14 protein-coding genes are annotated in these 20,556 nt (G+C 53.8%); 10 read left to right on the top strand and 4 right to left on the bottom strand.

The genetic code is table 11. The annotated features are described in order from the left end of the window. Positions 1–5: 5 nt before the first annotated feature. The 3 genes from HCH_RS08340 to aspA all read left to right on the top strand — a co-directional run bounded on the left by HCH_RS08340 (position 6) and on the right by aspA (position 3,951). On the top strand, positions 6–260 hold the full coding sequence (locus HCH_RS08340; protein ID WP_011395753.1) for a hypothetical protein: 255 nt from the start codon (positions 6–8) through the stop codon (positions 258–260). Next, a complete protein-coding gene (locus tag HCH_RS08335) occupies positions 235–2,460 on the top strand; it encodes a tRNA(Met) cytidine acetyltransferase TmcA (RefSeq protein ID WP_083769727.1) in 2,226 nt (741 codons plus the stop codon). Before HCH_RS08340 ends, HCH_RS08335 begins: the two co-directional genes overlap by 26 nt. Before the next feature lie 78 nt (positions 2,461–2,538). After that, positions 2,539–3,951: an aspartate ammonia-lyase gene (gene aspA / locus HCH_RS08330; RefSeq protein WP_041598510.1), complete on the top strand. Its 1,413-nt coding sequence runs from the start codon at positions 2,539–2,541 to the stop codon at positions 3,949–3,951. A gap of 219 nt (positions 3,952–4,170) precedes the next feature. Here aspA and HCH_RS08325 read toward each other — a convergent pair whose 3' ends face one another. Beyond that, the gene (locus HCH_RS08325; protein ID WP_011395750.1) at positions 4,171–4,764 is read right to left on the bottom strand and encodes an SIS domain-containing protein; all 594 of its coding nucleotides are present in this window, start codon (positions 4,762–4,764) and stop codon (positions 4,171–4,173) included. Positions 4,765–5,284: 520 nt separating this feature from the next. Between HCH_RS08325 and HCH_RS08320 the strand changes: the two genes are divergently transcribed. Beyond that, the gene (locus tag HCH_RS08320) at positions 5,285–7,681 is read left to right on the top strand and encodes a M64 family metallopeptidase (RefSeq protein ID WP_011395748.1); all 2,397 of its coding nucleotides are present in this window, start codon (positions 5,285–5,287) and stop codon (positions 7,679–7,681) included. Between the two features lie 67 nt (positions 7,682–7,748). Here the strand turns inward: HCH_RS08320 and HCH_RS08315 are convergent, their stop codons facing one another. Continuing rightward, positions 7,749–10,082: a M48 family metallopeptidase gene (locus HCH_RS08315; protein ID WP_011395747.1), complete on the bottom strand. Its 2,334-nt coding sequence runs from the start codon at positions 10,080–10,082 to the stop codon at positions 7,749–7,751. 593 nt (positions 10,083–10,675) lie between these two features. Between HCH_RS08315 and HCH_RS08310 the strand changes: the two genes are divergently transcribed. The 6 genes from HCH_RS08310 to HCH_RS08285 all read left to right on the top strand — a co-directional run bounded on the left by HCH_RS08310 (position 10,676) and on the right by HCH_RS08285 (position 17,327). Next, positions 10,676–12,226 (top strand): ABC transporter substrate-binding protein, encoded by a 1,551-nt coding sequence (locus HCH_RS08310; protein ID WP_011395745.1) that lies wholly within the window; start codon positions 10,676–10,678, stop codon positions 12,224–12,226. Positions 12,227–12,364: 138 nt separating this feature from the next. Beyond that, complete coding sequence (locus HCH_RS08305; protein ID WP_011395744.1) at positions 12,365–13,342, top strand: ABC transporter permease; 978 nt, start codon at positions 12,365–12,367, stop codon at positions 13,340–13,342. A 23-nt stretch (positions 13,343–13,365) separates the two neighbouring features. Continuing rightward, a complete protein-coding gene (locus HCH_RS08300) occupies positions 13,366–14,307 on the top strand; it encodes an ABC transporter permease (RefSeq protein WP_011395743.1) in 942 nt (313 codons plus the stop codon). A gap of 3 nt (positions 14,308–14,310) precedes the next feature. Beyond that, the gene (locus HCH_RS08295; protein WP_011395742.1) at positions 14,311–15,309 is read left to right on the top strand and encodes an ABC transporter ATP-binding protein; all 999 of its coding nucleotides are present in this window, start codon (positions 14,311–14,313) and stop codon (positions 15,307–15,309) included. Positions 15,310–15,329: 20 nt separating this feature from the next. Next, on the top strand, positions 15,330–16,337 hold the full coding sequence (locus HCH_RS08290; RefSeq protein WP_011395741.1) for an ABC transporter ATP-binding protein: 1,008 nt from the start codon (positions 15,330–15,332) through the stop codon (positions 16,335–16,337). A 51-nt stretch (positions 16,338–16,388) separates the two neighbouring features. Continuing rightward, on the top strand, positions 16,389–17,327 hold the full coding sequence (locus tag HCH_RS08285) for a LysR family transcriptional regulator (RefSeq protein ID WP_011395740.1): 939 nt from the start codon (positions 16,389–16,391) through the stop codon (positions 17,325–17,327). Between the two features lie 30 nt (positions 17,328–17,357). On the opposite strand, the gene HCH_RS08280 is transcribed toward HCH_RS08285, so the two are convergent. Both HCH_RS08280 and HCH_RS08275 read right to left on the bottom strand, forming a co-directional pair. After that, positions 17,358–18,230: a TraB/GumN family protein gene (locus HCH_RS08280; RefSeq protein ID WP_158304940.1), complete on the bottom strand. Its 873-nt coding sequence runs from the start codon at positions 18,228–18,230 to the stop codon at positions 17,358–17,360. Positions 18,231–18,452: 222 nt separating this feature from the next. Beyond that, a complete protein-coding gene (locus tag HCH_RS08275; RefSeq protein ID WP_011395738.1) occupies positions 18,453–20,255 on the bottom strand; it encodes an immunoglobulin domain-containing protein in 1,803 nt (600 codons plus the stop codon). Positions 20,256–20,556: the final 301 nt, after the last annotated feature.

Genomic DNA, 20,556 nt, shown 5'->3' with positions numbered 1-20,556 from the left:
TCAGAATGAACATTTCAGCGGAATTGAGCTTTTACCCCTTCACAGACGATTTTAAACCGCCCGTTCGCGATGTTATAAAGCACCTGGAGCAGCAACCTGGCGTGGATGTTCGCCCCAATCGCATAAGCACACAGGTGTTCGGCTCTTTTGACGACGTCACCGCCGCCATTGACGCCACTATGCGCTGGTCATTCGAACGCTATGACAGCTGCGTCTTCGTAACGAAAATCATGAATGGCGACCGCAGCCCCAAAGACTGATCCGACGGGACCACAACCGCCCATGCTGTATTCTGTCATGTCTCAAGAAGAGAGTTGGCGCGACGCTCTGACGTCTGCTTTAGCCCGCGCCCACGCCGTCAATTTCAGAGCGCCAGTTTTGATTCAGGGAGAAGCGCCTGAAATCGACGCCGTGATCTGGCCCATACTTGAGCATTTTACGCCAAACCAACGGATTGTCTGGGCAGGCTCTCCCTCCTCGACGCCTCCGACGTTGCCAGCGCAACTGGAAACGTTAGAGGCGGCCCGCTTTCAAACCAGACTTGGACAGGAAATGGATTGCCTAGTCTTCGACGCGCGCTGCGGATTTCATGCAGACGCATTCGCAGCCCTAACCGGAACGGTGCGCGGCGGCGGCGCAGTGCTTTTATTGACCCCGCCGGCGCCGCGGTGGCCATCGTTCGATGACCCGGATTACCAGAGAATATTGGCGTATCCGCTCACCCACCAGGATGTGGATGGTCACTATCTGCGTCACTTGCAAGGCCGGCTGGATAACGCAAGAGGGTGGCTGCGAGTCTCGTTTGGCGCCAATGCAAAACCAGTTATCCGTGAAACCCACACGGGCCCCGACATTCAATCCAACACATGTCGGGGCGCGGTTCATCAGTCCACGGTAATCACAGCACTGCGCACACTGAGCGCGGGCCAGCAGGATGCATTGGTCATTAGCGCCGACCGCGGCCGGGGCAAATCCGCCGCCTTGGGCGTCGCAGCGGCGCACCGAATCGCAGAGCAGGCGGAAACTATTCTGGTGACGGCGCCATCCTTCGCCGCAGCGGCTAATCTGTTCAAGCATGCGGAAATGACTGCGACCGAGCTGGGCCTGGATCAGGAACGACTCAAACAGCGATTGCTATTCATCGCCCCCGACGATTTATTACAACGCCTTCCCACCGCAGAGATGTTGTTGGTCGATGAGGCGGCCGCGATCCCAACTCCGATTCTGGCGTCATTGCTGGAACATTACCCGACCGTTGTCTTCGCCACTACCATTCACGGCTACGAAGGCACCGGCCAAGGCTTTCCCCTGCGCGTCTTTCCCTTGCTGGACAAACGCCGTCCCGGCTGGCGGCATATGACGATGTCGCAACCGATGCGCTGGTCGCAAGGCGATCCGCTGGAAGCCTTTATCAATGACGCCCTGCTACTTAATCAATACCAACCCGCGCCGCTACCAACTACCTGGAATGAGAATGAACTGCGTTTCGAAAGACTTGATGGCGAGTCTCTGCTGTGTTCGCCGCAGCGACTATCGGAAATATTCCAGCTGCTGACCCTGGCCCACTATCGCACCACCCCGGACGATTTAAGAACCCTTCTGGACAGTCCGGGGCTGGACGTATTTGCGTCAACCGTGCAAGGTCGAGTCCTGGGCGCTGTGCTACTGTCCCATGAGCGCCCCTTTACTGAGCCGCCGCTCATCGACGCCATCTGGCTCGGCGCCCGGCGTCCTCGGGGTCATTTGTTGCAGCAACTGTTCGCCCAGCAGATGGGCGTCAGAAAGGCATTACAGCGTCCGATGGCCCGCGTCATTCGTATCGCCGTACATCCAGAACGTCAGGGACGCGGCGTCGGCTTATGGATGTTGCAGGCATTGAAGAAAATCTTAATCCAAACAGACTGTTGTCTGATCGGCGCCAGTTTTGGCGCCTCCGACTCCCTGCTGCAGTTCTGGGAGCAGGCAGGATATCGCCTGTTGCGCCTGGGCGGCAAACGCGACCATGTCGCCGGCGCCTACGCCGCTTGTGTGGCGACTTCTCTCAATTCCGAGGGGGAAGCGCTGATATCGCAGGCGCACGACCGTTTTGTGCGTCGCAGCGCCTTCGACAGTCGCCATATTTTCGCGCACGAACCGTGGATATTATCCCAGCTCCCAATCTCTGCGCAGAATGCCTTGCAAGCCCAGGAAATAGAACTATTGCAGCTATTTGTCGAAGGAGGCCGGCCATATGAGAATGTCGAGGATCTCCTGCAGATATTAAGTGCGTACGCAGAGTTGACTCATCTGGGAGAGAAAGCCGCCAGGCTCTGGCGCGCCAAAGTACAGCAACAGCAAGACTGGAGCGAAGTCGCCCGCCTGACGGGCCTGAGCGGCAGAAAACAAATCATCGCCCAATTGAGAGAGTGCGCGCGGGTGCTGTTAGCATCGCTCGAAACCGCTGGAACCCCCGCAGGATAAGTGATTCTACGAGATTGCAGCGACTGAGCCGCCATGTTTCCATTGCCTGCATAATTGTTGGCCATGCGAGATGTATCTATGACCGAGGTTCGAATCGAACACGACTTACTGGGTGATGAGCCCGTTCCCCGGGACGCGTATTACGGAATTCAAACCCAACGCGCCAAGCAGAATTTCAATATCACCGGCGTTCCCATCAGCCACTTCCCCGAACTGATCAACTCCCTGGCCATGGTGAAAATGGCGGCGGCCCGCGCCAACCGGGAAACCGGTCAGCTCAGCGACGCCAAAGCGGACGTCATCGAAGCCGCCTGCCGCGATATTATCAACGGCGGCTATCACGACCAGTTTATTGTCGACCTCATTCAGGGTGGCGCAGGCACCTCCACCAATATGAACGCCAATGAGGTGATCGCCAACCGCGCGCTGGAGATCATGGGACATGTTAAGGGCGAGTATGAATTCCTGCACCCTAACAACGACGTTAACATGTCCCAGTCCACTAATGACGCCTATCCTACCGCTGCGCGACTCGCCATTATTTTCGCCTCCGAGCCGCTAAGCACGGCGCTGTCTGATCTGATCAAGGCCCTGGAAGAGAAGTCCCGCGAGTTCGCCGACGTGATCAAGATGGGGCGCACGCAGTTACAGGACGCAGTTCCCATGACCCTGGGTCAGGAGTTCGGCGCTTACGCCGTGACATTACGGGAAGATATCGACCGCATCAGCTACGCAGCCGGCCTGCTGCAAGAAGTGAACCTGGGCGGAACCGCCATCGGCACCGGTCTGAACGCCCATCCGGATTACCCGGACCTGGCGATTGACGCACTCGCCGACATCTCCGGCAAGCCCATGCAACTGGCGCACTGTCTGGTTGAAGCGACCTCTGATATGGGCGCTTTCATTCTGTTTTCCGGCGTACTCAAGCGTCTGGCGGTGAAGCTATCGAAAGTCAGCAACGACTTGCGTCTGCTATCAAGCGGTCCTCGCGCCGGTTTCAATGAGATCAATCTACCGCCCATGCAGCCCGGCTCCTCCATCATGCCCGGCAAAGTGAATCCGGTTATTCCTGAAGCCATGAACCAAACCGCGTTTCAGGTCATCGGCAACGACCTCGCCATCACCATGGCGGCGGAAGCGGGACAGTTGCAGTTGAACGCCATGGAGCCGTTGATCATTTACAACCTGCTCAGTGGTATGCGCATGCTGGGCGAAGCCATTAAAATGCTGGAAACCAAGTGCGTCGCCGGCATTACCGCCAACAAAGAGCACTGTGAAAACACCGTTAAGAACAGCATCGGCATCATCACCGCGCTGAACCCTTTTATCGGTTATCAAAACGCCACGCGCATCGCCAAGAAAGCGCTGCATACCGGACGCGGCGTTGTGGAGCTGGTGCTGGAGGAAGGTTTGTTGACCGCCGCGCAACTGGATGACTTATTGCAGCCGTCCAAGATGCTTTCCACGCGTAGAATCAAGCCGCGCGGGTAAGCCACCTATTTGAACAGAAAAAGCCGGGCTTCAAGCCCGGTTTTTTTTTATTATTAATCAGGCAGACAAATAACTTCCTTCTATTTGTCTGCAACGACCGGGCCTGCACATGATAGGCCCTGTCTCCCGCGGCTTGCCGCCGCGCAGGCGCATCCATGCGCCTGATGATTAACATGCCAATATCATTGCCATATTAATAAGAGACGCCTAACCCAGGATTCAAGCCCGCTCGTAGTTCTCAGGAAAAAAACGACGCTCCACCAACTCAATCAGAATATGCAGCACTTTGATGTGCAGTTCCTGCACCCGGTCTGCGTATGAACCGCCGGGAGCGCAAATGCATACGTCCGCCAGACTCTCCAGTGGCGAGCCTGCTTTCCCCGTCAGGGCGATGACGCTGACGCCCATTTCTCTCGCCGCTTTCGCCGCATTGAGTATGGTTGGACTCTTGCCGCTGGTGCTGATGGCGATGAGGCTATCGCCTTCGCGGCCATGACTTTCGATATATCTTGAGAAAACATAGTCATAGCCAAAATCATTAGCGACGCAACTCATATGGCTTGGGTCGCTGATAGCGATCGCTCCCAACCCTGAGCGATTTTTCCGGTAACGCCCGGTCAGTTCCTCTGCAAAGTGCATGGCGTCGCACATGGAGCCGCCGTTGCCGCAGGAATATACCCTTCCCTTGCTTTCATAAGTCCGAATCAACGTCTCGGCCGCCGCCTCCACGCTACGCAAAGCCTCCGCGTTGGCGATAAAGTTATCCAGAGCCCGCTGTGCTTCAAGCAGACTGCCTTTGATATGTTCGATCACAGTGGAGACACCCTTCATAAAAATTTAATAAAAGCTTCTAAGGCCGTGCGGCCTGCATCCGATAATAAGCGTCAGAGATTAATTTTCCTAATTTTTCATACGCTTTGTCGTCGGTTAAGTCAGCCGCACGCACAACGCCCCACTATTAAAAAAACGCATCCATAGTTATCCGCTTCAATTAATTTATTCGAAAAAAGTATTTCTTTATTTCCCTCAGTTATTTAGAGCGGGCGTTATGCCGGAAAACAGATCGCCCACTCATTTTGAAATAAGCCTAGGCCATTGATTTAACAAGCCATACACCCTCCTGCATAGCTCCTAGGAACTACATAAAAGGCCTCCGCTCCTGTGTATTATTAAGCGGCTATGCTTACCAATTAACCAGTCCGGCGCAGAGGGAGTTAAGGCTCCGGGCATGTCATTAACCATGAGAAATGGATGATTCCGGATGAGGCCGCCGACGCACAAACTCCGGCGCATATCCCGTCCATGGACCTCTTGCCTGAAAGGAGAGCTAGAAATGAAGGCGCTTGCGAAGTTATTCATACCTGTCTTTTTGCTGTGCTCATCCGCCTTCGCCACAGCAGAATCAGTGACCGAGCTGCATATCCAGTTGGATCGCACTCAAGTTAACGCCGCCAATCCCAGCGACCTTTCCGCTGGCGTCAACGCCAGCGTGAAAGACAAAATCGCCAAACAGGCCAAATTTTATCAGGACGATGAAATCGTTTCCGACGACCAACTGATGGTCATAGGTAAAGACGCCCAGGGGCGAGAAGTCTACCGACAAGCGGTCGACAACCCGTTGATCATGCACGCGGAAACTTTCGATCCCGAAAGCGGCCAGATAGAAATTGCGGAAGAGATTGTCAAAAGCACCGGGACGCTGCGTCTTGACGTTCCCAACCGTCTGGATATCCGCACTTTAGAATTGAACTCCATTAAAAAACAGCGCTCAGGCTATCAGTTCAACTTATTGCAGCGCATCAAGCTGGGAAAGAAACAGACAGCAGCGTCAGTGAGCCTGGAGGCCCAGGCGGATAACGGGGTTTACAGCGTATTCAAGACCGGCGATTCGGAAAACCGGGCCGATCTGGTATTACTCTCAGAAGGCTACACCAACGGCGACCTCAGCAAGTTTGAAGAAGATGTTCGTAAAATCGTAGAAGGCTACTTCGGCGAGGATATCTATAAAGAATACAAAAACCATTTCAACGTATGGCGTGTAGAAGTACCGAGCAACCAAAGCGGCGCAGGCAACGGCAGCCCCATCGACACCAAATTCGGCGCCCACTTTAACTGCTATAACATTGAACGCCTGCTTTGCGTCGACGAAGGCAAGGTGCTCAATTACCTGAAATCCGTCATGCCGGCTAACGCCATGGATAAAGTCCTGGTCGTGGTCAACACCGAAAAATACGGCGGCGCGGGCGGTCAGGTAGCCACCATGTCCCTGGCGCCGCAAGCCATCGATCTGGCGCTGCATGAGCTGGGCCACAGCTTCGCCAAACTGGCTGACGAATATGACTACGGCACATGCCAGGTGCACGAACCTGACAACGCCAACGCCACCGCCAATTCCAGCGGCGCCAAATGGCGGCATTGGATGGACGTGGACTCCAACGTCGGCGTATTTGAGGGAGCGATGTACTGTACCCGCGGCATGTACCGCCCCACGCAGAACTCGATGATGAAAGAGCTGGGTCAGCCTTTCTACGCCGTCAATGAAAGCGAAATCGTGCGCCGTATTTATGGACGCGTTAATGTCATCGATGCAGCGAATCCCGCACAGACCGACATTTCCATGGGACAAGGCGAGTCCAGAGACTTTTCCATTACGCCAGTGGATACCGCTTCTCATACCGTAAAGACGCTGTGGTATCTGAATGACCAGCAAGTAGGCGAAGGCGCGGAATTCACCTTTAACAGCAGCAAGTATCAGGAAGGCGTCTATAAGCTGAAGGCCGTTGCCGCGGACAAGACTTCCCGCGTCATCAAAGATCCCAACAAGCTGCTGATCGCAGAGAATACCTGGACAATCACACTGGGCGACTCTGATTCCGGCTGCAAAGAAGCGCCGTCTACGCCAACCGGTCTGGCTTCTGCGAATATCGGCGCAACGTCATTCAGCTTCACTTGGAGCGCCGTCTCTGGGGCGGAAAGCTATCACACTGAAATCTGGAATGAATCCGCTTCCAAATGGGAAGCTCTGGAAGACACCTCCGAGACGACTTTGTCCGTCAACGGGCTGGAACAAGGCAGCACTCAATGGGTCAGAGTATCCGCCAAGAACGCCTGCGGAACATCCACGCCTTCCGAATACCTTGCTGTGGAGTTGACTGACAGCCAGGACTGCACGCAGCCCCCAGGCGTCCCGGGCGCATTCGCCGCATCTGATGTAACCGATGGCCGCTTTACTCTGAGCTGGAGCGCAGCGGACGGCGCCGCCTCCTATGCGGTGCAGAAATGGACCGGATGGGAGTGGCGCGACCATAAGGAAACCGATGCGACCTCCATGGAAGTCACTGCGAGCCGTTTGGGCGCAACCGAGTACTATCGCGTTTACGCCAAGAATCAGTGCGGCTCCGGGCAGGCGACTAACTGGATCAAAGTGGTCATCCCCCAGAGCAAAGATTGTACGAATCCACCCGCCAAGCCAGCTGGTTTGCAGTCTTCCTACGTCTACTCCACCCAGTTCAGGTTGACCTGGCCAAAAGTAACCGGCGCCACGCAATATGAAGTGCAAACCTGGGACGGCTACGCCAGATCCTGGAAGCCCTATCAAAGCACCCAGGGCAACTATGTGGACTTCTATCAACTGCAAAAAGGTTATGTCTACTATCCAAGGGTCGTGGCGAAAAACGCTTGCGGCGCAAGCACGCCTTCCAACTACCTGACAGTCAGACTGCCACGCTGACCCCAACGCAAAGAACCCGGCTCACGCCGGGTTCTTTTTGTCCGCTCAGAATTCCATACCCAGGCTCCTAGCGCGCCAAAAGCTCCGCAAACTGCCCTGCTCCCAGGGCCGCTCCCACGATCGCCAATGCGATAATGAAGCGCGCCAACGCAGGCGCGACGCCATCCGCAGTCTGGAAACGGTCCCAGAGTCCGAGGCGTTTTTGGCGTTTACGTTCAGCGCCCGGCAACAGCACCGAATATTTCGCAGGCGCTCGGGAAGGCTTCGGAGCCTCTCCAATTTGCTCTCCGTCTTTCAGGCTTTGCGCTACCTTGGCCTCCGTGAACAACAACTGCTCCAACGCCGCATGCTTGAGCGCAGAAAAACAGCCGGCGGCGCTGTTTATCCAGCTGTCGATGGCCTGCATCCACTCATTGATATTGTTCTTGCTGGGCGGCGGCAACTTGAACTCGCCGAACGCTTCACTCCAGCTGGAGAGGCCAAGCTTTTCGCTCAACGTAGCGTCCAACGTCACCTCCGCAGCCACCGCAAAGTCGAGGCGCAGAATTTGATACACCTCTTCCGTCACGACTAACAAGCGCTTCAATTCACGGGAACTGACATTACGATCCGCGGTGATGACAGCAACCACATTAGCCATCAATCCCTGCGCGTCCCTTAAATTCGCCTCCGAGTGATCAGCGTAGTGCAACATGGCCGCCAAACCTGTCAGATAGACATCCCAGCCCCCCGAAAGCCTTTTCGCCGCCGCGCGAAACACACTGCGGCAACGGCGATCATGGCGACAAATCCGTTCGCGGGCGTCTTGAACCTCTTTTTCCAGTTCAGCGATGACGCCCGGCAACTCCGCCCTCTTGAGCTCCTGTCCACGATGGCGGATAACGCCGCCTGGAGCAGTGAAAACTTTGTCGTAGACCGCTTGCAGCGAAACCCGTTCCTCTTCCAGATTGCGCAAGCGCTCCAGGTCCACCGTCAAGGTTTCTGGATACAGGGCGTCCAATTCAGTGTTGATGGCGTTCGTAATAGGTTTCTTGTCATATAAATCATCAACTGTCTCAGCGTTACGCACGACTGAGCGTCCCAGATAAACGCCCCGGTAAACAGGGTTCAAATACGCCCGGTCAAACTGGTTGTCCAGTTTCAACAGGGACTCTTGAATATCCGCCGGCTCCGCCTCTTCCTCCAGGCGAATCAGATGAGCGCTCATTTGCGCTTTCATCGCCGCCGGGTCGGAAAATAACTCCCATGCAGAGCGCTCATCCAAAGGCGCCGCCACATAGACGCGCTTGGCGTTGTTCTCTCTTTCCGAATTTTCTGGATGCGTCGCCCACATGCGAGGCGGTTGCGCCAAAGCGGATTTAAAAACCCGATGCGCTTCCGGATTCGCCTCTGGCAACAAGGGGACGCAGCCATAGTCAGGTTTGTCCAGAATCTTACCAATGCTTTCGATGACGCGGCTTTGCACAGCGAAAATATCCTTTACCCCGCGCTTCTCGCTCAACTCCCCACCCACGAAATGCAAGGCGCGATCCCAGGCCTCATCCGCGGCCTGCAATCGGTGCAGCGCATGCACCAGGGCGTCGCTCCCCGTCAAAGACACCGCCACCAGATCCGCCTGCAATTCCATTTCCCGCGACAGCGCGCGCTGCGCCATCACCACCAGACTGAACACGGTGTCCAACAGCGATCTTATCGACCAGACGATCAAGGACAGCAACCAACCGATCCAGGCTATACGTAAATCGAATCGGGACAGCCCGCGCAAAAAGTTATCGAACATATCCCGCTCAGCGATGATGTAGGCGGCGATTTGATGCGCCACATACACCCATCTACCTACCGCCATCGACCGCTGGGCGAAGTGCCCAAACTCATGGGCCAGGACAGCTTTCATCTCCCCTAGAGTCAGCACGTTCACCAGTCCGAGCCCTATTTCCAGGTTCTTCTTTGAGGGGAAGATCAGGTTGATGATGGACAGATCGTAAAATACGGCGGCATTGACCCGTGGAGATAGAAAGACGCGATGCGGCCTCGGCGCCCCCGCCTCGTCCGCTAGCCGATATAAAAACTCGAATAGTTGAGGCTCTTGTTGCGGCGTGATTTCAATATCGCCGGATTCATGTCCGTGCTTGACAAAAAACAACGCCTTCAACAGGAATAGAGCCAAAAATGCGGCCAAGGCGCCAGCGATCGCGTTAAATAGTACGTCATCTCCCCCCAAGTATGCCGCGTACAAACGTTTACTGGCGATCCAGCTGAACCAGCCCGCCAAAAAGAAGTAGAGGGTGACGAACAAGGCGAGTCCCGCCATAGCAAGCCAGGCTTTCTGCTTATAGCCCGCAGTGGGACGGGTTAAATTCTCAGGAACTGAGGCGGGACCAGGGGGATACATATTTTCCATTCACTTTGCTCCAACAAAGTTTTTACAACAGGACGGGGACAGGATTTCCCCTGATGTATGAAGACGAGCTTGCGATAGCTTTCATGCGACTGGCGCTGGCGAACAATCCCTTGCATTAATTTTGGATTTTGAATGGCTGGCGTATACGCAAAATCTATGGCGAAGCCGACCACCTAATATAGTCGATAGGTCCTTTTTTCGCCATTTTTATTACACATCCCTTTTTTTCAAACACTTAGACAACCTCAAAGCAAGGTGAGAAAATATCGCAAAAACCCAGACTCCACTTGCACCAATTAATTTCAGCGTTTCACAATACGGGTGCATACTTATACGTTTCATGCATGAGACGTGTCGAAATTTCGATTGTCTGATTCATACGCGAGCCATTAGGCTGCTTATCTCATGATGCAGTACTCGCTTCTAACGACCATGTATCATTTTCTTTAGGGATAACCTGAATCAACTCTAGATTGATTTAACGCCTTCTAATGCTGACCTGTCGGCAGTAGACGCGGCTGGTGGCTCCAGGACGGAAGTTTTCGGTCGCTCATAATAAACAGTCATTCCCAACAAAGAAGGAAGACGAAACAATGAAAAAGACTCTTGGTATCATTGCCGGGGCCGTTCTATCACTAGGCCTGGTAAACGCTAACGCCGCGACGCTCAAGCTCGCGCTGGACGCAGACCCCGTTTCACTCGACCCTCATGAGCAACTTTCCGGCGGCACTTTGCAGCTGTCTCATTGGTTGTTCGATCCGTTGATTCGCTGGACCAAAGATCTCACCTTCGAACCGCGTCTGGCGGAAAAATGGGAGAGAGTCGACGATCTGACCATGCGCTTCCACCTGCGCAAAGACGTTAAGTTCCACTCCGGAAACACATTCACCGCCAAAGATGTGAAGTGGACTTTCGATCGTCTGAAACAGTCTCCTGACTTCAAGGGAATCTTCGAGCCATTCGCGGACGTTAAAATCGTAGACGACTACACCGTCGATCTGGTGACCAAAGAGCCTTTTCCATTGGTGCTGAACAACGCTACCTATTTGTTCCCAATGGACAGCGCCTTCTATAGCGGCACGGATGACAACGGCCAGCCTAAAGACCTGTTGGTCAAACACGGCAACTCCTTCGCCTCCCGCAAAGCTTCCGGCACCGGTCCTTATACCGTGTCTTATCGCGAGCAGGGCGTAAAAGTTGAGTTCTCCCGCTACTCCGGCTACTGGGACACCAAGTCTCCGGGTAATGTCGACAAAATGATCCTGACGCCAATCAAAGAAGACCCGACTCGCGTCGCGGCGCTGCTTTCCGGCGATGTGGACTATATCGCGCCAGTGCCCCCAACCGACCTCAAGCGCATTGAGTCCGACAAGAACTCCAAGCTGGTCACGATGAGCGGCACTCGCATCATCACTTTCCAGATGAACCAGAATCGTCGTCCTGAGTTCAAAGATCCTCGCGTCCGTCTGGCGATTAACTATGCGATCAATCAGGAAGCAATCAGCGATAAGATCATGAAAGGCTTCTCCACGCCCGCCGCTCAGTTGAGCCCCAAAGGCTACCTGGGTTACAACGCGGACCTGAAACCTCGCTTTGACCTGAAGAAAGCCAAAGAGCTGATGAAAGAAGCGGGTTACGAGAAAGGTTTCTCCATCACCATGATGGCGCCGAACAACCGCTACGTGAACGATGAGAAAATCGCTCAGGCCGCGGCAGCGATGTTGGCGAAGATCAACATCAAGGTCGACCTGAAAACTCTGCCGAAAGCGCAATACTGGCCTGAGTTCGACGCTCGCGCAGCGGACATCATGATGATTGGCTGGCACTCTGACACAGAGGACTCCAACAACTTCTACGAGTTCCTGGTGACCTGTCCCAATACCGAAACCGGCGCTGGACAGTACAACAGCGGCAACTACTGCAACCCGAAAGTGGATGAAATGGTGAAACAGGCCAACAAGTCCACTGACCCCAAAGAACGCGCAGAAATCATGCAGACCATCGAGAAAACCCTTTACGACGAGGGCGCTTTCGTCCCACTGCACTGGCAGGACCTGGCCTGGGCCTCCAAGAAGAATGTCGGCGCCGAAGAAGTGTTGAACGTTATGGACTTCCCGTACTTCGGCGACTTGGTGATTAAGTAAGCTAACCAAGCTTGATTAATCCGCCATTCAGGCAAAGAATCAGAGCCAGATTCTGGAGGGGATCGGACAGCAGTGATGGGACTGCTGTCCGAAGGGAAAGAATCTGGCTCTCCTTTTAACGCCTTAGGTATCTATTAGATGTTGGCATTTTTAATTCGCAGAATCGCTCAGGCTGCGGTGGTGATGTTCGTCATCAGCCTGATCAGTTTCTCCATTCAAGACAATCTTGGCGACCCGCTTCGTGAATTGGTGGGACAAGCCGTATCAGAACAAGAACGTAACGCTCTGCGGGAAGAATTGGGACTCAATGACCCCTTCCTAACCCAATACTGGCGTTTCGCAAAAAAAGCCGTTCAGGGAGATCTTGGCGACTCTTACTTTTTTAAAGAGCCCGCCTTGCAGGTTATCCTCAAGAAACTTCCCGCCACCCTGGAATTGGTATTCGGCGCTACGCTGATCATCGTCCTGCTGTCGGTACCGCTCGGCGTATTTTCAGCCATCCGGCCACACCACTGGTTTTCCAAGCTGGTGATGGGCGTCAGTATTATCGGGATATCGATACCGGTGTTCCTGACCGCCATACTATTAATGTATGTATTCGCTATTGAACTGGGGCTAATGCCGTCCTTCGGACGCGGCGAACTGGTCCATGTGTTTGGCTATTGGGACTCAGGTTTCTTCACCTGGGACGGGATAATGCACTTGATTCTTCCCTCTGTCGCCCTGTCCTCCATCATGCTGCCGCTATTCATCCGTCTGATTCGCTCAGAGATGATGGAAGTTCTGGAGTCGGAATACGTGCGTTACGCCTGGGCGAAAGGCCTGAACCCGAAACGGATTTACTTTCTGCATGCGCTTAAAAACACCATGTTGCCCGTCATTACCGTCGGCGGCGTGCAAATAGGCACTATGGTCGCTTATACGATATTGACCGAAACAGTCTTCCAATGGCCTGGCATGGGCTTCCTGTTCCTGGAAGCGGTGAACCGCGTCGATACGCCCTTGATCGTGGCCTATTTGATTGTCGTCGGCGCCATCTTCGTGATTACCAACACCATCGTGGACCTGATTTACGGACTGGTTAACCCGACCGTAAAACTGGCCGGTAAGCAATAGCGTCAGGAAGGAGAGTAACCCTCATGCAATCAACCGTAAAAGCTTCACCGAGCCGATGGGCGCAGTTTAAAGACTCTCACTTTTGGCACAGCTTTAAAAAAGACAAAATCGCTATCGTCAGCTTCACTATCTTCGCGCTGATTTTGTCCGCAAGCCTGCTGGCGCCGGTATTGGCTCCCTTTGATCCCTACGACCTCACCCAGGTCGACATTATGGATGCGGAAATTCCGCCAAACTGGCAGGAGAACGGAGACGAGCGCTTTGTGTTCGGAACCGACGCGCAAGGGCGCGATATGTGGAGCACCATTCTCTACGGCACCCGCATCTCATTGATGATCGGCGTCTGCGCAGTTTTGCTGCAGGCCTTCCTGGGAATCGTCATTGGCCTGATCGCTGGCTACTTCGGCGGCAAGGTGGATAACTTCCTGATGCGTCTGGCGGATATCCAGCTATCGTTCTCTACTTTAATGGTGGCGATCATTGTCCTGGCCGTGTTCCAGGCGGCATTTGGCGCAGAGCTGTATCAAGAGCTGGCTCTATTCATGCTGATTATGGTTATCGGCATCGCCGAATGGCCGCAGTACGCCCGTACCGTTCGCGCCACTGTTTTAGCCGAGCGCAAAAAAGAGTACGTGGACGCCGCCAGAGTGATCGGCCTGCGCTCCAACCGCATCATGTTCCGCCACATTCTGCCAAATACGTTGTCGCCAGTACTGGTCATCTCCACAGTGCAGATCGCTAACGCCATTATTTCGGAAGCGTCCCTGTCCTTCCTTGGGTTGGGCATGCCGCCGTCGAAACCGTCTCTCGGCTCCCTGATTTCCAGCGGATTTGAGTTTATTTTCTCGGGCTCCTGGTGGATCACCATCATTCCCGGCATCGTGCTGATCTGTCTTGTCCTGGTGGTGAACCTGCTGGGCGACTGGATGCGCGACGTTCTCAATCCCAAGCTTTACAAGGGCTGATCCATGGCGCTATTAGAAGTTAAAAACCTGGAAGTAAAATTTGGATTGCGCAGCGGCGCCGTGACCGCCCTGCGGGACATCAGTTTTACTGTCGACCGCGGCCAGCGTCTGGGCATCGTGGGTGAGTCCGGCGCAGGTAAATCCGTCGCCGCCTTCTCCATTCTCAATTTGCTGAGCCGCCCCGGTTATATCTCGAGCGGTGAGATCAACTTCGACGGCAAAAACCTGCTGAAGATGTCTCCCGACCAACTGCGCAACGTGCGCGGCAATCGCATCAGCATGATCTTTCAGGACCCGATGATGACCCTGAACCCCGTGCTGACGGTTGGCGCTCAGATGGTTGAATGTCTGCAGGCGCACACTCGGGTATCCAAAGAAGAGGCGAGAAAAATCGCCCTGGAAAAGCTCAAGCTTGTACAAATTCCTTCTCCGGAAAAACGACTGGATCAATATCCTCACGAGCTTTCCGGCGGTATGAAGCAGCGCATCATTATCGCCATCGCTCTGTTGCTGAATCCAGACATCATCATCGCCGATGAACCTACAACCGCTCTGGACGTCACCATCCAGGCGGAGATCATGGATCTGCTGCTGGAACTGTGCAAAGGCCAGAATCTGGGGCTGATCCTGATCACCCACGACCTGGGCGTCGTATCCCAGGTCACGCAACAGATGATCGTTATGTATGCAGGAAAAATAATCGAGCAAGGGCCGACCAAGGAAATCATCAATGACGCACAGCATCCCTACACGCAAGGCCTGATCAACGCCTTACCGCAGCAGGGTGTGCCCGGAGAACGTCTATACCAGATTCCCGGAGCGATGCCTCCGTTGCAACGCATTCCCAAAGGATGCGCCTTCCATCCTCGTTGCGCTTACGCGCAAGAGCGATGCGAGAAGGAACAGCCGGACTTTACTATATCCGGTGGTTGCCGCGTGGCATGCCATATGGTGGAGGACATGATCAAACAGGCTAACGTCCCCGCTTCCGAAGAGAAATAGAATTACAAGAGTCCGGTCTTATGACAGCATTGGTGAATATAAAAAACTTATACAAAAAGTTTCCGATACACGGCGACTGGTTGGATCAAATCAGCTTCGCCAACGGCCGCTTCCACATGAAGCACGAGTATGTGCACGCCATTAACGGCGTTTCTCTGGATGTGCAAAAAGGAGAAGCGCTATGCGTAGTCGGCGAGTCCGGCTGTGGGAAGTCTACGGTCGCACGCGTCGTGATGGGACTTCTTTCTCCCAGCGGCGGCGAAATTCGCTACGAAGGCCAGCGTATAGACCACTTGTCGTCCAACGCAATGATGCCCTACCGCCGCAAGATGCAGATGATATTTCAGAATCCGTATGCATCGCTGAATCCGCGCATGACAATCAAGCAAACCCTTGAGGAGCCAATTCGCTGGCACCAGCCTAAACTGGCCAACAGCGAGCTGAAAGACAAAGTAGCGGAAGTTATGAAATCAGTGGGTGTGGACCCATCCTGGGGCGAGCGCTTTCCTCATGAATTCTCCGGCGGTCAGCGCCAGCGTATCAGCATCGCGCGCGCCCTGATTGTAGACCCTGAGTTTATCGTCGCCGACGAGCCCATTTCTGCACTGGATGTTTCAATCCAGGCCCAGGTGCTGAACCTGCTGATGGACGCCCAGGAGCAGCGCGGGCTCACCTATCTGTTCATTACCCATGACCTGTCTGTGGTTGAACATTTCGGCACTCGCGTCGCCGTAATGTATCTGGGGTCTCTCTGCGAAGTCACTACAGCGCGCAAGCTGTTCGCAGCGCCCCGGCATCCCTACACCCAGGCCCTGCTCAGCGCCATCCCTCGACTGGAAGACGAGAAGCCTGACTTTATCCGCCTCAAAGGTGAAGTGCCCACCCCGGTAAATCTTCCCTCGGGCTGTGTATTTCATGGCCGATGCCCTCTCGCCAACGACCGCTGCAAGCGTGAAGTCCCCGTATTAAGGGAGGTAGACGGAACACAAGTGGCGTGTCATGCTGTTGAAGAAGGCCGGCTAGATTAGCCGGCTTTTTCAACCACCCCTAACAATAAAATCATAGCGGACTGTAGATCTGTGGAAATTCGTTGGCTTGAAGACTTCATAGCTCTCGCTAAAACCCGGCACTTTTCACGCGCCGCGGACGAGCAGAATGTGACGCAGCCGACATTTAGCCGTCGGATAAAACTTCTGGAAGAAGAAATGGGCGTACAGCTGGTGGACAGGAACACCTTGCCACTCTCGCTAACGCCAGCGGGCGAGTTGTTTCTCGACGCCGCGGATAAAATTACCCGCATCCTCAGGGATACGCGGGAGGAATGCCACGCTATTCACGAAGAGCAGTCGAGCCGACTGGTTTTCGCCACAACGCAAACCCTTTATCTTTCTTTTTATAAAACATGGCTGGAGCCTTTCAGCCGCGCGCTGGATATCGCGCTGGATCTGAATCTCCATTCGACAGCCTGGACGGTTCGCGACTTTTCTCATGCGTTACTGGAGCAGCAATGCGACATCATGCTGTGCTATTGGCACCCCAGCATTGAACTATTGGCGGATGCGACGCCCAATGAGTTCGAATACGTCAAAATTGCGGGAGAGCGATTGCTGCCATGCAGCTCCGTAGACGAAACCGGTGCGCCGAAATTTGTGCTGCCCGGGCACAAAAGAAGGCCAATTCCATTTATCGACTACCATGACAACGCCTTCCTCAAGCCAGTGGTGCATCACACAATTACACACTCGCAGAACGACCTGCACTTGGTGACGGTGAACAAAAACTTCCACTCGGTTAGCGTCAAAGCGATGATCCGGGAGGGTTTCGGCGTAGGCTGGATTCCATTCAGGCTGGCGCAGGAAAGCATTCGCTACGGCAGAATGAAAGCGGCCGGGGATGAGAGATACTATACAGATCTGGAAGTGCGCTTCTATCGCAAGAAGGACAACAAGCACCCCAGCCTGGAGAAACTGTGGAATAAGCTAAAGGAACATACGGAAGCCAACGTGAGCGTGGTTTAGCTTCCGTAAACAATCTGAATCTCGGTTAACTTATTGCTGCGAAACCTGATAGCCCTGTTTTTGCAGCAAGTCCACAACACTGCCGGGTCCCACCAAGTGGCCCGCGCCAACTACGACAAAGCAGACTTCTCTGTTTTTCAAACAGGTCTCTACCGACTTCGCCATTTTTGGGTTGCGGCCATCAAACATCAGTTCATAGACAGGCTTCGCGGCAGGCGTTTCTTTCAAAGGCTCGCTAATCGCCAGTCGATACATCGCATCCGCATCCCCTTTTTTCCACGCAGTCGCCATTTCACCCCAGAGCTGCTCGTACTCGTCCATTCTGGACAGTTCTTCCCGAGTGGCCTCTTCAACTTCAGGCAGCTTCATCACCAACTCCATCTGCTCCTGAAAAGATTCAATCTCGCGAATGGGCTTACTGCCTCTCGCCTGACTCATGAAGTAGTAATCGATGCCTCTATCTTGCGAATAGCCCAGACGCATTGCCTCCAGCGCCGCCAAGGTTAATTCGATAAAGCCAATACGCTGACGCTCAATCGCCTGCAATGGAATCTGATGCAGGCTGAGTCGCTCTTTAAGCAGCTTAATAGTTTCTGGAGACAAATGATCATGAATGGTTTCGCCATTGGGGTAAAACGCCATACGCTGAATAATTTCCTGCTGCTTCTCGGGTGGTATCGCCTTATCATCCATTTCCACCACCAATACATCACTGCGCTTGAACGCATCCATAATCTCTCGGCGCATGGGATAGAACTCGTCGGAACCAAAGTGTATGGCGCCAAGCAAATAAGCCGTCGCCCCACCCGACTCTACTCTCCAGAATAACCCCTTATCTCCAGCAGCCTGGGCGCTGACAACCAGCCACTGTAAAACCATAAAGCACAGAACGCGCTTCAGCATGACATGCATTTTAACCCCTTGATGCGATATTAATAATCCGAAGGCCAACAGAATTGTCGCCCCAACATCGCCTAGCATAGCAGTAGAACTATTGAGGTAAAGGTAAATTGTCGAGTAAAAATCGAGGATGCGTTAAGGAAGGAAATATTAAAAAGGCCGGGCTTTATCCATTGCAGACAGGCTTCCGGCCTTGATCCATTCCAGCGCGCTCTGCGCCAGTGGTTATTTGAAGGTTTTGGACAATGTCTTGGAAGACTCGCTTTCCAGTCCGTTCACATCCACCGCCGTCACAGCAAATGTGTTATAACCAGCGGGCAGATCCGACAACTCAATACTGGTTTGCGATGGGTTGCTTACTTGAATCACCTTCTCATAATTTTCATCTGGAGCGCGATGGTAAATACGGAACCCTCTCAACTCAGTCTTAGCCAAGCCATCGCCATTTTCTCGCGTAGTTGGGATACTCCAGGCTATCTTCACTTTTCGCACGGGCTTGGTGGATACCTTAATACTGGCGCGGTTGCTAGTGACGCTGCTCACATCGTTGCTGACCACAACATCATAATTGCCGCTATTGTTCAGGGTCAGTCCTTTCAACGCCAGTGAGCTGTGAGTGGCGTTAGGCAGATTGACCCCGTTTTTACGCCATTGATAGCGAATTGGATCTGTACCTGTCGCTGAAACATTCAGTGTCACGGATTCGGAAACGTATGCGCTTGCCGAAGTGGGCTGAATGGAAATCTTAACTGGGGTGGAGTCCCCTAGTGCGGCCCGCTTGGCGAACTCTGAAGACTGCTGACTAATCTGGGACAGCAACGACTGCACCGACTTGTTGCGAGTCATCGCCTCCAAATCTGTAGAGATCGCCGACGCCTCGTTGAATAGAACATTCATCGTCACCAGAGATTGAGTATTAAAGTCGCTAGGAGGTAGCCCGCCGGTCTCCGTGTATGACCTTATCGCATCGCCCATTACTTTGGCGATGGACATACCTTGACGCTGCGCCAAACCTGCAAATGCAGCGTTGACCACGCTCGCGCGCATGTATTCAATTCCCACGCCTGTGGCGTCACTATTGGGCAGAGCAACCAAATCCAGGGGACGCTTATCAATGAATCCCTCTTGAATACCCAGAGACTTCGCCAAATCGGTTTTCGCCTTACTCCAGGAAGCAGACGTTAAGCCCTTACTGCTTTTGTGAGACAGGGCGACGGCCAAGTGCGTCAATGCAGAAATATTCAAAACCGCCTTATCCGCTGTCGGCAGAGGCAGGTAAGAATCAAGAACGAACCCTTCCGATAAAGACATCACATCGCCAAACGATGTTCCCTGTCCAGACGCATTTAGACCGCAGCCAGCAGTGGCGTCGCAGGTCATGCGCGTGCTCTCGTTGGAAGTCGCCTCAATTAGATAGCCGCCCGCCACCGGATTTTTTATGATCAGCTCATAGCTTCCGTCAGCATTGGTCAGCGTAAGCGCAGCCGGGCTCTGAAAGTCCGCATCATTCGCCGCGCCCTTCGCTACCACAGGAAACGCCGCTACCAATGCGTTTTTCAGCGTCCCTTTCATTACATAACCACTGACCGTTAACGAGCGTTCCGGCTCAGCTGGAGCGCCGTCATCGGAAGACGCATCGTCGTCAGGCTGCGAGGGAGTTGTTGGCTCAGAAGGCGTAGCAGGATCTGAAGGTGTAGCGGGATCTGAAGGTGTCGTAGAATCCGTGGGCGTATCTGGCTGAGAAGGGTTGGTTGTACCGCTTCCTCCGCCGCCAGGAGTTGAAGGAGTAGTAGATCCAGTATCAGAAGAACCGGAGTCAGCTCCAGAGTCGTTATTTGTAGCGCCGTCGGAGCCAGAACCGTTTTGCGTTGGGGAGGAAGTATCCACAGGGGCGCTGTTGGACTGTCCACTGTTTTGAGTAGACTTGTCCCCATTGGAGTCATGTTCGTTACAGGCTGCCAATCCCAAAGCGACAGCAAAGCATCCTGCCATTAGCAGCACACGGCGGTGAAAAGTATAGGAGATCATTGTGTGTCGTTCTCTATTAGTCGCACGGTAAGGATACTGATCACAGTAAAATCCACCATTGGCCGTTAGGCCTATTTACCAAAACCGCACACAATCCATTTGGACTATTCCTGTCCAAAGACAACACGTTGATTGCGTTAAGGAAAACACTCTGGCCGGAAAAGGGTCGCAGTATAAATTTCAGCAGCATATAAAGGAAGAGGGTGATAATATTGCGCCGCCTGACTTGCATGCCGCAATGGATGCATTTACCCTGAGCACATCTGTATACTTTTCAACCAAAACAAGTTTCACTTATCGA

Origin of the sequence: Hahella chejuensis KCTC 2396, from assembly GCF_000012985.1 — a bacterium.
In the GTDB taxonomy this organism is placed as follows: Bacteria; Pseudomonadota; Gammaproteobacteria; order Pseudomonadales; family Oleiphilaceae; genus Hahella; species Hahella chejuensis.
Note: the sequence above shows the minus strand (reverse complement) of the source record. Positions and strands in the feature narration are given on the sequence as shown.